Origin of the sequence: Tritonibacter mobilis F1926 (assembly GCF_000376545.2) — a bacterium.
Classification (GTDB): domain Bacteria; phylum Pseudomonadota; class Alphaproteobacteria; order Rhodobacterales; family Rhodobacteraceae; genus Epibacterium; species Epibacterium mobile.
In genome coordinates this window covers 2,931,516-2,946,781 of the sequence record NZ_CP015230.1, presented here as the reverse complement: position 1 = coordinate 2,946,781, position 15,266 = coordinate 2,931,516, and the positions used below count along the sequence as shown (strand labels likewise).

10 protein-coding genes, 2 tRNA genes and 1 riboswitch are annotated in these 15,266 nt (G+C 57.3%); of the genes, 8 read left to right on the top strand and 4 right to left on the bottom strand.

The window, feature by feature from the left end; genetic code table 11:
* Nucleotides 1–47: 47 nt before the first annotated feature.
* Nucleotides 48–154: riboswitch (TPP riboswitch) on the bottom strand.
* A gap of 315 nt (nucleotides 155–469) precedes the next feature.
* Together aroC and K529_RS13830 are read left to right on the top strand one after the other, a co-directional pair.
* Nucleotides 470–1,573 carry a chorismate synthase gene (gene aroC, locus K529_RS13835; RefSeq protein WP_005618357.1) on the top strand — a complete coding sequence of 368 codons (1,104 nt, stop codon included), beginning with the start codon at nucleotides 470–472 and terminating at the stop codon, nucleotides 1,571–1,573.
* 408 nt (nucleotides 1,574–1,981) lie between these two features.
* Nucleotides 1,982–3,784: a methyl-accepting chemotaxis protein gene (locus tag K529_RS13830; protein WP_005618359.1), complete on the top strand. Its 1,803-nt coding sequence runs from the start codon at nucleotides 1,982–1,984 to the stop codon at nucleotides 3,782–3,784.
* A 48-nt stretch (nucleotides 3,785–3,832) separates the two neighbouring features.
* Here K529_RS13830 and K529_RS13825 read toward each other — a convergent pair whose 3' ends face one another.
* Nucleotides 3,833–4,297, bottom strand: a complete 465-nt coding sequence (locus K529_RS13825; RefSeq protein ID WP_005618361.1) for a nuclear transport factor 2 family protein — start codon at nucleotides 4,295–4,297, stop codon at nucleotides 3,833–3,835.
* Between the two features lie 226 nt (nucleotides 4,298–4,523).
* On the opposite strand from K529_RS13825, the gene K529_RS13820 reads away from it, so the two are divergent.
* Nucleotides 4,524–4,880: a winged helix-turn-helix transcriptional regulator gene (locus K529_RS13820; RefSeq protein WP_005618363.1), complete on the top strand. Its 357-nt coding sequence runs from the start codon at nucleotides 4,524–4,526 to the stop codon at nucleotides 4,878–4,880.
* Nucleotides 4,881–4,922: 42 nt separating this feature from the next.
* On the opposite strand, the gene K529_RS13815 is transcribed toward K529_RS13820, so the two are convergent.
* Nucleotides 4,923–5,009 (bottom strand) — tRNA-Leu (locus K529_RS13815).
* A gap of 160 nt (nucleotides 5,010–5,169) precedes the next feature.
* Nucleotides 5,170–5,256 (bottom strand) — tRNA-Leu (locus K529_RS13810).
* A gap of 191 nt (nucleotides 5,257–5,447) precedes the next feature.
* Here K529_RS13810 and K529_RS13805 point away from each other — a divergent pair.
* Entirely contained in the window at nucleotides 5,448–6,437 is a 990-nt protein-coding gene (locus K529_RS13805; RefSeq protein ID WP_005618365.1) for a complex I NDUFA9 subunit family protein, read from the top strand.
* 65 nt (nucleotides 6,438–6,502) lie between these two features.
* Here the strand turns inward: K529_RS13805 and K529_RS13800 are convergent, their stop codons facing one another.
* Nucleotides 6,503–7,306 carry an undecaprenyl-diphosphate phosphatase gene (locus K529_RS13800; protein ID WP_005618368.1) on the bottom strand — a complete coding sequence of 268 codons (804 nt, stop codon included), beginning with the start codon at nucleotides 7,304–7,306 and terminating at the stop codon, nucleotides 6,503–6,505.
* A gap of 234 nt (nucleotides 7,307–7,540) precedes the next feature.
* Between K529_RS13800 and K529_RS13795 the strand changes: the two genes are divergently transcribed.
* From K529_RS13795 to fzlA, 4 genes are all read left to right on the top strand, one after another.
* The gene (locus K529_RS13795; protein ID WP_005618370.1) at nucleotides 7,541–8,983 is read left to right on the top strand and encodes an NAD(P)-dependent oxidoreductase; all 1,443 of its coding nucleotides are present in this window, start codon (nucleotides 7,541–7,543) and stop codon (nucleotides 8,981–8,983) included.
* Nucleotides 8,984–9,058: 75 nt separating this feature from the next.
* On the top strand, nucleotides 9,059–13,591 hold the full coding sequence (gene gltB, locus K529_RS13790) for a glutamate synthase large subunit (protein ID WP_005618373.1): 4,533 nt from the start codon (nucleotides 9,059–9,061) through the stop codon (nucleotides 13,589–13,591).
* A gap of 151 nt (nucleotides 13,592–13,742) precedes the next feature.
* Nucleotides 13,743–14,486: a monofunctional biosynthetic peptidoglycan transglycosylase gene (gene mtgA, locus K529_RS13785; protein ID WP_005618376.1), complete on the top strand. Its 744-nt coding sequence runs from the start codon at nucleotides 13,743–13,745 to the stop codon at nucleotides 14,484–14,486.
* Between the two features lie 72 nt (nucleotides 14,487–14,558).
* Complete coding sequence (gene fzlA, locus K529_RS13780; RefSeq protein WP_005618378.1) at nucleotides 14,559–15,224, top strand: FtsZ-binding protein FzlA; 666 nt, start codon at nucleotides 14,559–14,561, stop codon at nucleotides 15,222–15,224.
* Nucleotides 15,225–15,266: the final 42 nt, after the last annotated feature.

Here is a 15,266-nt window from a genome sequence, read left to right as displayed (position 1 = left end):
GTCCTCCAATGCGGCGTTGGTAAGGAGGAGACTGAGCGCTATTGCTCCAAATCGTCCCAAACCTTCCCTCCGCCGGTATAATCCGGTTCAGGTTCAGCGGGTTCGCCAGATCGGCATCTCAGCGCAATATTTACGCGCACCCCGAGGTGGGGTGACACTAGGTGTGGTTGCATGGCTTGGCAAGGTGGCGCAGGCGAGGCGCTGCCTCGCGCTCCGGGATATTTTGAGTTAGAAGAAGGCCGAAGTCCCCTTTTCTTCTAACCTGAAGTATCCCGGGGATGAGGCCCATTGGGCCGAAGGGGTAGCGCCCCTTTGAATTTACTTCGCTATCTGTGTTGTGTTCACGGGCCTACCGTTTCTCGGGCGAAGAAGGGGGATTTTTTTGTCCGTTGTGTGGGGGTAATGCGCGGATCTCTTTTCCCCGGCGGGCTTTGCCGCTAAAGGAACAAACCAAAGGAGACCCGCGCGCATGTCCATGAACTCTTTCGGCCACCTTTTTCGTGTCACCACTTGGGGTGAAAGCCATGGGCCCGCTTTGGGGGCGACCGTGGATGGTTGCCCGCCTAATGTGCCCATCTCACCAGAGATGTTGCAGCACTGGCTGGATAAACGTCGTCCCGGTCAAAACAAGAATACCACGCAGCGCAATGAGCCGGATGCCGTGAAAATCCTGTCGGGCGTGTTTGAGGGCAAATCCACCGGCACACCGATCCAGTTGATGATCGAGAACACCGACCAGCGCTCAAAGGACTATGGCGAGATTGCGCAAACTTTCCGCCCGGGGCATGCGGACATCACCTACTTCCAGAAATACGGCAATCGTGACTATCGTGGTGGCGGGCGGTCTTCTGCACGCGAAACTGCGGCGCGAGTGGCTGCGGGCGGTGTTGCCCGTGAGGCGATCAAAGCGTTGGTGCCGGGGCTTGAGATCAAAGGTTATATGACCCGGATGGGTGAGATGGAGATTGACCGTACGCGCTTTGACTGGGCGGCGATTGATCAGAATGACTTCTGGATTCCCGATGCGGCGGCTGTTCAACCTTGGGAAGACTATCTGCAAGCCTTGCGCAAACAGCATGATTCGGTTGGCGCGGTAATCGAAGTGGTTGCGCGCGGTGTCCCTGCAGGTATTGGCGCGCCGATATATGGCAAGCTCGACACCGATCTTGCTGCCGCCATGATGTCGATCAACGCGGTCAAAGGCGTCGAGATTGGCGAAGGGATGCATGCGGCCCAGTTGAAAGGGTCTGAGAATGCCGATGAGATCTTCATGGGCAATGACGGCGCGCCGGTTTATTCGTCGAACCATGCAGGCGGCATTCTGGGTGGTATTTCTACCGGTCAGGATGTGGTGGTGCGTTTTGCTGTGAAGCCGACCTCGTCCATTCTCACGCCGCGCCAGTCGATCCGCAAGGATGGCACAACAACCGAAGTCATTACCAAAGGTCGACACGATCCCTGCGTAGGTATCCGCGCGGTACCTGTCGCCGAAGCGATGATGGCTTGCGTGATCCTTGATCACCTATTGCTGCACCGTGGGCAGATTGGTGAAAATCAAGGCCATATCGGCTGAATTGGTCGCCGGTGACAGAATCATAGATTGCTGCATGGTGCGCTGCCGCTGCCTAGTCTGTGACTATGGTGGTAAATGACGGCGCAAACGCGTCAGTTTTTTGTTTTGCCAAGGCAGTATTTTCTGTTGCTCTCTTTGTTGTTGTGCACGCGGGAGGTGGCCTGGATGAATAGGCACCATCTCCCAGGTGTTTTGCGCTGATTAAACTATAGAATACGCTTACTTATCTGCTAACCGACTTGGTTATTATGATGCGCACGGCCTTGTATATTTCGGTTTTTCAAAACCGTCGGCGCGCAAAACACCGTTAAAAGTGAGTCCAGTTTTGTGGAATAGTCCGGGAGTTTGATAACGCTCTGTTTAGGTGCGGATGTTTAGAGACGAGGTATTCCACTGTGGAGGTGTCTTATGAAACATGCGTTCAACAGACTAGGTTTTCAGATCGGTTTCGGTGTTACCTTGTTGCTGTGCGGATTGGCCGCAGCGTTGTTTTTTGTCCTGTTTAATCAATCCAAAACCGCACTTGTCGACGCGGCAGAGACGCGGCAGGCGATGTCCATCAAAATCCTTGTGAATGAGATGGCACATTATCAGGATTTCGAGGTGACCACCGATGCCAACGGCGAGGTGTCTGGTCTGACGGCGCAATCGATCATCGCGTTTGAGAACCATGACATGATCGACAGGGTCGGCTCAATTTCCGGGGAAACGGCTACGATCTTTGTCTGGGACGATGCAGAGCAAGATTTCGTACGCCGCACCACAAATATCATCAAAGATGATGGTGCGCGGGCAGTGGGGACCGTCCTCGGCGAAGCTAATCCGGTTTATGCGTCGATGATGAAGGGCGAGGTCTTTCGCGGGCAAGCCACCATCCTGGGGAAAGACTATTTCACCATTTATGTACCGGTCCTCAGCGAGGCCGGCGAGCCGCTTGGTATCTTCTATGTCGGTGTCGCAAAGGAAGCCCTGACAGTTGCGATCAACGAGATGTTGGTCGAGGGGGGCGTGATTGCTGTCCTCGGTCTTCTGGTGGCGATGGGACTAACAGTGATCGCGCTTCGGTATATGTTGCGTCCGATCCAATCGCTCGAGGTGGCGGTGACCGCGATCCGGGATGAAGATTACGATACGGTCGTTCCCTTCACCAATCGGCCCGACGGGATTGGGGGGGTGTCACGCAGTGTTGAGCAGTTCCGCCAAAAACTCTCAAATGCTGTGGAAGATGAGCACCGCGCCAAAGAGCAACGCATGCGACAGGACGCGGCGGTTGCGCGGCTTCAGGAAGGGCTCGGCAGTTTGGCCAGCCGCGACTTGTCTCATCGCATCGGCGAAAATTCCGGCTTTCCCGAAGAATATGAGGGGCTGCGCAAAGATTTCGATGCGGTTGCAGAAAACCTTGCTGCGGCGATGGGAGAGATCGCAACCGTGGCCGAAAACCTCAGCGGCTCTGCAAGCGAAGTGGAAATGGTATCTTCTGATCTGTCGCGCCGCGTAGAGCGTCAGGCCGCAACGCTGGAAGAATCTGCAGCTGCGCTGGAAGAACTGAATAACAGCGGCAAAAACGTGTCTGAGCGCATCCTTGAGGCCAATCATCTCGCCACGCAGAGTACCGACGTATCGCGCCGCAGTGGTGAGCAACTGGAAGAAGCCATCACGGCGATTGAGCAAATTGAACAGGCATCTGGTGAGATCGACAAGATTGTCGGGCTGATTGAGGATATTGCGTTCCAGACCAACCTGCTTGCGCTCAACGCAGGGGTAGAAGCCGCCCGGGCAGGCGAGGCGGGACAAGGCTTTGCCGTGGTTGCAACCGAGGTGCGAAACCTTGCTCAGCGCGCATCGGATTCTGTCGGAGAAATCCGTGCCCTTACACAAGGGAATATCAAGCAGGTCTCGGAAGGATCAAGGCTGGTATCCACAACCGGGGAATCAATCCGTGCGGTTCTTGAGCAGATCAATAACCTAGGTGCGCTTGTGTCTGATATCACCACCGAAGTGCAAAACCAGACGCAAGGTCTTAGCGAGATTAACATGGGTATCCGTGATCTGGATACTGCAACACAGGAAAGTGCGGCTGTGGCAAGCAACGCCGACACCGCCAGTGTTCGCATGAAAAATGATGCACAACGCCTGTCGCTGACCGTTTCGCAATTCAAACTGACGCAATCGGGGGGAAGCAGCCCGGTCAGCGCCATCGCGGCTGAATAAACCATGTAGAGGCGAACCTGCCAAAGGGGTGGGTTCGCCTTCGTTCAATCAGAACATGGTGTTGCTGTTTGCAGCCTCTGATGGGACGGGCTGGATGACATCCCAGTGTTCAACGATCATGCCATCTTCCACCCGGAAGATGTCGACCACAGCCTCGCCTAGGTCTTCTTCGCCATTCGTAGACTGCACATGCAACCATACGAGATCACCGTCGGCGGCGCTGCGCACGATGCGGGCGCGGGATTCGGGGTTTTCGGCAAAATATCCAGAGAAAAACGATACCAATGGGGCTTTGCCGTCGGGAACGTTCGGGTTGTGCTGAATATAGTCTTCGGCAATCACATCGCTGGCTGCGATGTTATGCTCGTTGAAGAACTGGTCATAGAATTCGACGACCAGCGCACGGTTGGCTTCTTCTGTCGCAAGATCACGCTCTGAGGTCTCTGCCAGAACAGAGAGGGGGGCCGCAGAGATCATTGCAGCAAGTGCGGCGGATTTGAGGATATTGTTCATTTTCGTGTCCATTTTGTTGTGGCTCGAAATCAAATTACGGTGTGCTTGCCCGGATCATGATGTGGTCAGTTTGACTGTCTGCGCACCATGGGTATGAAGCATGCAAAACCGGTCTGATTTCGATCGCATGGGGACAGTTAGGAAGTGCCATTTCCCCGCGCAAGAAGTCACCGGACCGTGACTAGGTCACTGCGCAGTGACCTATAACCAGTTGAAAAGGTGAAGAATGACCAGCGAACCGACTCCCTTTGAGCAACCATGTCCGATCCGTGATGTCCTCGACCGGATTGGCGATCAGTGGAGTCTTTTGGTGCTGGAGGCGCTTTCGGAGAAGACGTGGCGCTTTAATACCTTGCAGCGTGAGATTGGCGATGTGTCAAAGCAGATGCTGTCAAAGACCCTCAGACGGCTAGAGCAGGATGGGTTTGTGACGCGCACGATTTACCCCGAGGTGCCGCCGCGAGTGGAATATGCGCTGACGGATCTGGGTCGCTCCTTCATGGAGCCGCTCAATATCTTGATTAACTGGGCGGATGTGCATCACCTTGCAATCGTGGAATCACGACGCGCTTGCCGAGAGTAATCAGCGGCATTTGCCAATATTTATAGTGTGTTCGGAAGGATATGGTGCCCAGAAGAGGACTCGAACCTCCACGTCCATACGGACACTAGCACCTGAAGCTAGCGCGTCTACCAATTCCGCCATCTGGGCACAGATGTCGTGAGGTGGGCGTATAAGCGGGAATCAACAGGGCAGCAAGTGGAAAAATGCGTTCGCGAAGGTTCAATGCGCAGTCTGCTCAATCACGGCAAAATGACGGGATAAGCCGTTTGCAAACAGCAACTTATCGAAGTTTTATAAGGGGGATATATGGTGCCCAGAAGAGGACTCGAACCTCCACGTCCATACGGACACTAGCACCTGAAGCTAGCGCGTCTACCAATTCCGCCATCTGGGCACAGATGTCGTGAGAGCGGCGTATAAGCCGAGTCTTGGGGAGGGTCAAACGGAATTTTGACATTTTTGCAAAATCATGCGGCGTAACTGCTTCGGCTCTGGGGCTTGCGTCAATCAGCGACGTTTTGCGCCTTGTTTGAAAGGGGCCAGAGCGGTAAATCGGGACAACAGCTACGCGAGAGGAGCCAAGTCATGTCCAAACTGGTCACCATTTATGGCGGTTCAGGGTTTGTCGGTCGCTATATCGCGCGCCGCATGGCGAAAGAGGGCTGGCGCGTACGCGTCGCAGTACGCCGCCCCAATGAGGCAATGCATGTCAAACCCTACGGCGTGTCCGGTCAGGTCGAACCGGTGTTTTGCAACATCCGCGACGATGCCTCTGTTGCTGCGGTAATGGCGGGCTCAGATGCAGTGGTGAACTGCGTTGGCGTCCTGAATGAGATTGGCAAGAACACATTCTCCGCAGTTCAGTCTGAAGGCGCGGGGCGGATCGCTCGGATCGCGGCTGACACGGGGGTGGAGCGTCTGGTTCATGTCTCCGCCATTGGTGCAGATGCCGAGGGCGCCAGCGAATATGCCCGCACCAAGGCCGCAGGTGAGGCTGCGGTGCTTGAGGCTTTCCCCGGTGCGATGATTCTGCGGCCTTCCATTATCTTTGGTGCGGAAGATCAGTTCTTTAACCGGTTTGCGGGCATGACCCGATTTGGCCCGATCCTGCCGATCGCAGGGGGTGCCACCCGGTTCCAGCCTGTTTATGTCGATGATGTTGCCAAGGCCGCAGTCGCGGGGCTGACGGGATCTGCGGCGCCAGGCACCTATGAGCTTGGTGGTCCGGAGGTAAAGAGCTTTGCCGATCTAATGGCGCAGATGCTCGATGTGATCCATCGCCGCCGCATCGTTGTGTCTCTGCCGAATTTTGTCGCGCGCATCATGGCCTTTGGGTTTGATCTGGCGCAGTCCGCCACCTTTGGCCTGTTCACCAATGGTCTGCTGACCCGCGATCAGTTGAAGAACCTGAACAGCGACAATGTGGTGGCCGAGGGGGCTAAGGGGCTGGCGGATCTTGGTATTGAGCCGGTCACGCTCGGTTCGGTGCTGCCCGACTATCTTTGGAAATTCCGTCCATCCGGACAGTATGACGAATTGATCAAGTCAGCCGGAAACCTGCGCGGCGATGTCTAAGGCGAAGGTCTGAGTTAAAGAGACGCTGAGAGGGTGCGATCTGGGTCGCACCCTTTTTGTTTGTCTTACTGATAGGCGATGATCAGCAGCACGATGCCGAGCACCACCCGATATATGACGTAGGGGGTGAAGCTCACAGATTTGAGCAGGCGCATCATCAGCGCAAGTGCTGCGAGAGCGGAGACCATCGCCAGCAGAGCAGCGATTCCCATGTCGCGCATCAATCCGACATCGGCATTCAGGGCCACCTCTGTTCCAAGCAGTAAGCCCGAAGCGATGATGGTGGGGATCGACATCAGCATGGCAATGCGCGCGCCGTCTTCGCGGTTATACCCAAGGCCTCGTGCGCCTGTGATGGTAATGCCCGAACGGGATGTTCCCGGAATTAGGGCCAGCATTTGCCAGAGGCCCATGATCAGCGCGTCTTTTGGTCCCCAGTCGGAGGCAGTTTTGTGAGAACTGCCGCGCTGGTCGGCGAGATAGAGCACAATCCCAAAGATCAGCATGGTCCAGCCGATCACAGTGATAGAGCGCAGCGCGTCACTCAGGCCAGTGAAGTGTAAAGCAGCTCCGAAGATGACGGTTGGAATGGTCGCAACAATAAGCCCAAGCGCCAACCGCGCACCGGCTGTATCGATGCGCCCGGTCAACGCACGCGGAAGTCCCAAAATCGCTTCGCGCACGTCGCTCCAGAAGAACAATACCACCGCGGCAAGGGTGCCGACATGGACGGCCACATCAATGGCCTGCCCTTGATCCTCCATGCCGGTCAAGCTGGGGAGCAGAATCAAATGCCCGGAGGACGATACGGGAAGGAATTCGGTTATGCCCTGAATCAGGGCCACAAGGATCAGCTGAAGCAATGGCATAATATCTCTATCCGGGATGGCGCTGCAAAAGTGAAGCAGCTGTGCCGACTGTATAAAGCCATTGTTTTTATGGGGAAGTCCGTTTTTAAGTCCGAATCGGACCTAAAACAACTATACAATGTCTGAGAATTGGCTATTCACAGGGAGCTAGTTGTTAATTGGGTAACTGGTACTGACCTATTTAACATTCAGAGGCTCTGTACTATCGCCGCCAGCCAAAAGGAGAGTATCGCCGTGGCCAAGCAACCGATGCTGAAGTTCGTGAAGATTGATCGCGATATGCCCGTGAAGCGGGACGCGGACACGCGTAGAGAAGATTTCGACGAGATCTATGCGGAATTCGCGGCGGCCAAGGCGGAAGAGCAGGCGAGCCGGTGCAGCCAGTGTGGCGTGCCTTATTGCCAGTCGCATTGCCCCTTGCACAACAACATCCCCGACTGGCTGCGTCTGACCGCAACCGGGCGGCTTGAGGAAGCCTATGCAACCTCGCAAGCGACGAACACCTTTCCGGAGATCTGTGGTCGTATCTGCCCGCAGGATCGTCTCTGCGAAGGCAACTGTGTTATTGAGCAGTCCGGTCACGGCACTGTGACCATCGGCGCGGTCGAGAAATACATCACCGATACCGCATGGGACAAAGGTTGGGTCAAACCCAATGCCCCATTGGCGGAACGCGCGGAATCCGTCGGTATCATTGGCGCAGGCCCCGGTGGTCTGGCGGCCGCCGATATGCTGCGCAAGGCTGGCGTTCAGGTCACCGTCTATGATCGCTATGATCGTGCGGGCGGTCTGCTGACCTATGGTATCCCCGGTTTCAAGCTGGAAAAAGAGATCGTCATGCGCCGCAACGCGTTGTTGGCGGAGGGTGGCGTGACCTTCGTGATGAACTGCAACATCGGTGAGGACATTTCCTTTGAGGAGATCCGCGCCAAGCATGATGCGGTCATCATTGCCACCGGCGTCTATAAATCCCGTGACCTGAACATGCCGGGCTCTGGTGCGACGGGCATCGTTAAGGCGATTGACTTCCTGACCGCATCCAACCGTGTGGCGAACTTTGGTGACACGGTGCCTGAGTTTGAGGACGGCACCTTCAATGCCAAGGGCAAGAAGGTTGTGGTCATCGGCGGCGGTGACACCGCGATGGACTGTGTGCGGACGTCGGTTCGTCAGGGCGCCGTGTCGGTGAAATGCCTCTATCGTCGTGACCGTGCCAATATGCCGGGCTCGCAGCGTGAAACGCAAAATGCCGAGGAAGAGGGCGTGATCTTTGAGTGGCTCTCCGCCCCCAAAGGCTTCACCGATGAAGCTGGCAAGGTTTCGGGTGTGATGGTGCAGAAGATGCGTCTGGGACAGCCGGATGCGTCGGGTCGTCAGGCCCCCGAAGTGATCGAGGGCGCGGATTACGTCGAAGAGGCCGATCTGGTCATCAAGGCGCTGGGCTTTGAGCCGGAAGAGCTGCCTACCTTGTGGGACCAGCCGAATCTGCCCGTGACCCGCTGGGGCACTATCAAGGCAGAGTTCAGAACCGGCGCGACCAATCTCGATGGTGTTTATGCCGTGGGCGACATCGTGCGCGGTGCCTCGCTGGTGGTCTGGGCGATCAAGGATGGCCGCGACTGTGCAGAGGCGATCATCGAGCGTTTCAACACCAAGGCCGCCGTCGCAGCCGAGTAATCAACAGGTTTCCCCGAGCGGTCCGGCGCCCCTGACAAGAGGCGCGGCGCCACCGCCAGGCAGAGGAGAGTGAATATGACGAAATATGATGAAAACTGGGTGCGTGCCGAAGAAGCAAAGCGTCAGTGGATGGCCGAAAACGGTCTCTATTCCGAGGAAGAAGAGCATTCTTCCTGTGGTGTGGGTCTGGTGGTCTCAGTCGATGGCTCTCGCAGCCGCAAGGTGGTTGAAGCTGGTATCAATGCCCTAAAAGCGATCTGGCACCGGGGTGCGGTTGACGCCGACGGCAAGACAGGTGATGGCGCAGGTATCCACGTACAAATCCCGGTGCCGTTCTTTTGGGATCAGGTGAAGCGCACCGGCCACAACCCTCGCGAGCACGAACTTTTGGCCGTGGGTCAGGTGTTTCTGCCCCGCACGGATTTTGGCGCGCAGGAAACCTGCCGAACCATCGTTGAAACCGAGGTTTTGCGGATGGGCTACTATATCTACGGCTGGCGTCATGTACCGGTGGATGTGACCTGCCTCGGGGATAAGGCAAACGCGACACGGCCTGAGATTGAACAGATCCTGATCTCCAACTCCAAGGGCGTGGACGAGGAAACATTCGAGCGCGAGCTTTATGTGATCCGCCGCCGGATTGAGAAAGCGGCCGCCGCGGCCCATGTGGGCGGACTTTATATCGCGTCGCTGTCCTGCCGTTCGATCATTTACAAGGGCATGATGCTCGCAGAGCAGGTCGCGGTCTTCTACCCCGACCTGATGGATGAGCGGTTTGAGAGCGCATTTGCGATCTATCACCAGCGGTATTCCACCAATACCTTCCCGCAATGGTGGCTGGCGCAGCCCTTCCGCATGCTCGCCCATAACGGCGAGATCAACACCCTCAAGGGCAACGTCAACTGGATGAAAAGCCATGAGATCCGCATGGCTTCGGCGACCTTTGGCGACCACGCCGAGGACATCAAACCGATTGTGGCGTCCGGATCTTCCGACTCTGCTGCGCTGGATTCGGTGTTTGAGGTTCTGGTGCGCGCAGGCCGCTCCGCGCCGATGGCAAAAACCATGCTGGTGCCCGAGAGCTGGTCCAAACAGGCCGAAGAGCTGCCACAGGCATGGCGCGATATGTATTCCTACTGCAACGCCGTAATGGAGCCATGGGATGGCCCCGCCGCACTGGCAATGACCGACGGTCGTTGGGTCTGTGCAGGCCTGGACCGCAACGGTCTGCGCCCGATGCGCTATGTCGTGACCGGTGATGGTCTGGTGATCGCGGGCTCTGAGGCCGGTATGGTGCCGATTGACGAGGCGTCTGTCGTGGAAAAAGGCGCGCTTGGTCCCGGCCAGATGCTCGCCGTGGATATGGCCAAGGGCCAACTCTATCACGACGTTGAGATCAAAGATAAACTCGCTCGCGCTCTGCCCTTTGGCGAGTGGGTCGAGAAGGTTACCGATCTGGATGAAATCCTTGGTGGCGTTCAGGAAACGCCGCTGTTTTCTGGTGAAGATCTGCGTCGCCGTCAGGTGGCGGCCGGCTATACCATTGAAGAATTGGAGCAAATCCTTGCGCCGATGGCCGAGGACGGCAAAGAGAGCCTCGCGTCCATGGGTGATGATACGCCCTCTGCCGTTCTGTCCAAGCAGTATCGCCCGCTGAGCCATTTCTTCCGCCAGAACTTCTCTCAGGTCACCAACCCGCCAATCGACAGCTTGCGCGAATTCCGCGTGATGAGCCTGAAGACGCGCTTTGGCAATCTCAAGAACGTGCTGGACGAGGACAGCTCGCAAACCGAAATCGTCGTGCTGGAAAGCCCCTTTGTCGGCAATGCTCAATGGGACAAGCTGGTGGAGAATCTTGGCTCTACGCTGGCCGAGATCGACTGTAGCTTTGCGCCGGGTCGCGGTGCGCTCAATGCGGCGCTGGCCCGTATCCGTGCTGAGGCCGAAGAGGCGGTGCGTTCGGGTGCTGGGCATATCGTTTTGACCGATCAGCACTCCGGTGCGGATAAGGTCGCAATGCCGATGATCCTTGCCACCTCTGCGGTGCATTCGCATCTGACCCGTCAGGGATTGCGGACCTTTTGCTCGCTGAACGTGCGCTCTGCTGAATGTATCGACCCGCATTATTTCGCGGTGCTGATCGGCTGTGGCGCGACCGTTGTGAACGCCTATCTGGCCGAAGATTCGCTGGCAGACCGTATTGAGCGCGGCTTGCTCGAAGGCAGCCTCACAGAGAACGTCGCCCGTTATCGCGAAGCGATTGACCAAGGCCTGTTGAAGATCATGGCAAAGATGGGGATCTCGGTGATTTCCTCTTATCGCGGTGGTCTGAACTTTGAGGCGGTGGGCCTCTCGCGCGCCATGGTGGCGGAATTTTTCCCCGGCATGACCTCGCGGATCTCCGGCATCGGTGTCTCTGGTATTCAGGTGAAGGCCGAGGAAATCCACGCGAAAGGTTGGAACACCACAGAGAATGTTCTGCCCATCGGCGGCTTCTACAAGGCGCGCAAATCCGGCGAGACCCACGCGTGGGAAGCGACCTCAATGCATATGATGCAGATGGCGTGCAACAAGGCCTCGTTTGAGCTGTGGAAGCAATATTCGGCCAAGATGCAATCGAACCCGCCGATCCACCTGCGCGACCTCTTGGATATCAAACCACTCGGTAAACCAGTCCCACTGGAAGAAGTGGAGAGCATCACCGCAATCCGTAAGCGTTTTGTCACGCCGGGGATGTCGCTGGGTGCGCTCTCGCCCGAGGCGCATAAGACGTTGAACGTGGCGATGAATCGGATCGGCGCAAAGTCCGACTCTGGCGAGGGTGGCGAAGATCCAGCGCATTTCGTGCCAGAACCCAATGGCGACAACCCCTCTGCGAAGATCAAGCAGGTGGCGTCGGGTCGCTTTGGTGTGACAGCCGAATATCTGAACCAGTGCGAAGAATTGGAAATCAAGGTCGCCCAGGGTGCAAAACCCGGCGAGGGTGGCCAGCTGCCCGGCATGAAGGTCACCGATCTGATTGCGCGCTTGCGCCACTCCACCAAGGGTGTGACCCTGATTTCACCGCCGCCGCACCACGATATCTATTCGATCGAAGATCTGGCGCAGCTGATCTACGACCTGAAGCAGATCAACCCGCGCTGCAAGGTGACGGTGAAGCTGGTGGCCTCCTCCGGTGTTGGCACCATTGCTGCCGGCGTGGCCAAGGCCAAGGCGGATATTATCCTGATCTCGGGCCACAACGGCGGCACCGGGGCCTCTCCTGCGACCTCGATCAAATACTGCGGTCTGCCGTGGGAGATGGGTCTGACCGAGGCGCATCAGGTGCTGGCGATGAACAACCTGCGCGGCCGTGTGACCCTGCGCACCGATGGCGGTCTGCGCACCGGGCGTGACATCGTCATGGCCGCGATGATGGGGGCCGAGGAATACGGTATCGGCACCGCCGCGCTGATCGCGATGGGCTGCATCATGGTGCGTCAGTGTCAGTCGAACACCTGCCCCGTCGGCGTCTGTACTCAGGATGAGGCCCTGCGTGGCAAGTTCACCGGCAATGCCGACAAGGTGGTGAACCTCATCACCTTCTACGCACAGGAAGTCCGCGAGATCCTCGCCTCCATCGGAGCACGTAGCCTTGATGAGGTGATCGGGCGTGCGGATCTTCTGGCGCAGGTGTCGCGTGGCTCGGCCCACCTTGATGACCTTGATCTGAACCCGTTGCTGATCACCGTCGATGGCTCCGCGAGCATTGTTTACAACCGCGACAAGGACCGCAATGCGGTGCCGGACACACTGGATGCGGAAATCGTGCGTGACGCCGCGCGGTTCCTGAAGGATGGCGAGAAGATGCAGCTCTCTTATGCGGTGCAGAACACGCACCGGACAGTGGGCACGCGTACTTCTAGCCACATCGTGCAGAACTTCGGCATGCGCAACACCCTGCAACCCGATCACCTGACGGTGAAGCTGCAAGGCTCCGCTGGTCAGTCTTTGGGCGCTTTTGCGGCTCCGGGCCTGAAGCTCGAAGTCTCTGGCGATGCAAATGACTATGTCGGCAAAGGTCTGTCGGGCGGCACGATCGTCGTGCGCCCGCCGATGGCCTCGCCGTTGAACGCGGCAGAGAACACTATCGTCGGCAATACCGTGCTTTATGGTGCCACCGATGGTTATCTCTTTGCGGCGGGTCGTGCGGGTGAGCGGTTTGCGGTGCGAAACTCGGGCGCAAAAGTCGTGATTGAGGGCTGTGGCACCAACGGCTGCGAATACATGACTGGCGGAGTCGCGGTGATCCTTGGCAGCATTGGCGCGAACTTCGGTGCCGGGATGACGGGCGGTATGGCCTATCTCTATGACCCGGACCGCACTGCCGAGACGCTGATGAACATGGAGAGCATCGTCACCTGTCCGGTGACCGTGGATCATTGGGAAGCACAGCTGAAAGAACTGATCGAGCGCCATGTTGCAGAGACCGGCAGCCGTAAAGCGGCGGAAATCCTGCAGCATTGGGACAGCGAGAAAGTGCACTTCCTGCAGGTCTGCCCGAAGGAAATGTTGAACAAGCTGGCGCATCCCATCGCCATCGAAGCGTCGGCGATCCCGGCAGAGTAACGCAATAATCCCCACGAATAAGATTTCTCTTATTCCTGAGCCTGAGCCCCGCAGATATTGCATCTGTGGGGCGCTTTTTTAGCTGCGTATGAACGTGCATCACATGCGTTTCTCTGTTGGAGTGGTGGAACGCTCTGTCCTATAGAGGGGCATGGCAAAGGCAGTACGCAAAAAGAAATCACCCGCAAGATCCAAACCTTCGCGCGCGCGCTATTCGCCGCGTGCGCTCTATCTGCGACTGCGCAGATGGGTGCTGCGCGGCGCGCTGGGGGGCGTGGCGTTTTTGTTGGCGCTGATTCTGTTGTACTCCGTGGTGAACCCGCCGATCACCCATACGATCTGGGCAGAGAAACGCCGTCTCGGGGACGTGGATCGCGAATGGGTACCTATAGAGCAAATCTCGCCCAACCTGGCCCGTTCCGTTGTGGCCGCAGAAGATGCACGCTTTTGCGAGCACTGGGGATTCGACGTCAACGCGATCCGCAATGCGCTCGAGTCTGGCGCCAATCGTGGGGCATCGACCATCACGCAGCAAGTGGTCAAAAACGTGTTTCTCTGGCAGGGGCGCAGTTGGTTTCGCAAGGCACTGGAGACCTTCATCACGCCGGTCGTCGAGGCCACATGGAGCAAGAAGCGCATTGTTGAGGTCTATCTGAACGTGGCCGAGATGGGCGAAGGTGTATTTGGTGCTGATGCAGCTGCGCGACATTATTTTGGGGTGGGCGCGGACAAGCTCAGCCCGCAGCAGGCGGCCCTTATTGCAGCGTTGCTACCCAACCCCAAGGAGCGATCTGCTGCCAATCCCGGCAATTTCATGCGCAAAAGGGCGCGTCAAATCATGGATGGAGCCGCCACAATCGAGCGTGACGGGCGCTCCGCCTGTTTCGAGCATTGAAGTTTCCGTTCTGGCAAGGCATTGCTGGAGGAACAACACAACCCCGCAACAATCGGAGAGCTCAGGACGCCCATGGCTCGTCTCTATCATGTCCCCCTGTCCCCCTTCTGTCGCAAAGTGCGTCTGTCTCTGGCGGAAAAGAAGATCGAGGTGGAGCTTGTCGAGGAACGCTACTGGGAACAGGATGCGGATTTCCTGCGCCGTAACCCGGCGGCCAAGGTTCCGGTTCTGCGCCTCGACGGGATGCTGATGGCCGAAAGTGCGGCCATCTGTGAATATATCGAGGAAACGCGCCCCGATCCCTGCTTGATGCCAAAGAAACCCGCCGAACGGCTCGAAGTGCGTCGGCTGGTGAGCTGGTTTGACGATAAGTTTCACCATGAGGTCACGTCGAAGCTGCTCTATGAGCGGGTGAACAAGAAGATGACCGGGGAAGGCTATCCCGACAGCAGCAATGTCAAATCCGGTGCCAAGGCAATCAAATATCACATCGATTACCTGTCGTGGTTGCTGGACCATCGCCGCTGGCTGGCCGGAGACAATATGACCCTTGCCGATTTTGCGGCCGCCGCACATCTGTCGTCGCTCGATTATATCTCTGATGTGGATTGGAACCGCTCGGCGGTGGTGAAGGATTGGTACGCCAAGATCAAATCCCGCCCGGCCTTCCGGTCAATTCTGGCGGATCAGGTTCCGGGCTTTCGCCCTCCGTCGCATTACGCGGATCTTGATTTCTGAGATGGTGCAGGGGGCTGTCTGCCCCCTCCGGGCCTTGCGGCC

What these genes read in the sequence shown, in the direction of transcription:
- aroC (WP_005618357.1), top strand. Translation starts at nt 470, where the DNA reads ATGTCCATGAACTCTTTCGGCCACCTTTTTCGTGTCACCACTTGGGGT.
- K529_RS13830 (WP_005618359.1), top strand. Translation starts at nt 1,982, where the DNA reads ATGAAACATGCGTTCAACAGACTAGGTTTTCAGATCGGTTTCGGTGTT.
- K529_RS13825 (WP_005618361.1), bottom strand. Translation starts at nt 4,297, where the DNA reads ATGAACAATATCCTCAAATCCGCCGCACTTGCTGCAATGATCTCTGCG.
- K529_RS13820 (WP_005618363.1), top strand. Translation starts at nt 4,524, where the DNA reads ATGACCAGCGAACCGACTCCCTTTGAGCAACCATGTCCGATCCGTGAT.
- K529_RS13805 (WP_005618365.1), top strand. Translation starts at nt 5,448, where the DNA reads ATGTCCAAACTGGTCACCATTTATGGCGGTTCAGGGTTTGTCGGTCGC.
- K529_RS13800 (WP_005618368.1), bottom strand. Translation starts at nt 7,306, where the DNA reads ATGCCATTGCTTCAGCTGATCCTTGTGGCCCTGATTCAGGGCATAACC.
- gltB (WP_005618373.1), top strand. Translation starts at nt 9,059, where the DNA reads ATGACGAAATATGATGAAAACTGGGTGCGTGCCGAAGAAGCAAAGCGT.
- mtgA (WP_005618376.1), top strand. Translation starts at nt 13,743, where the DNA reads ATGGCAAAGGCAGTACGCAAAAAGAAATCACCCGCAAGATCCAAACCT.
- fzlA (WP_005618378.1), top strand. Translation starts at nt 14,559, where the DNA reads ATGGCTCGTCTCTATCATGTCCCCCTGTCCCCCTTCTGTCGCAAAGTG.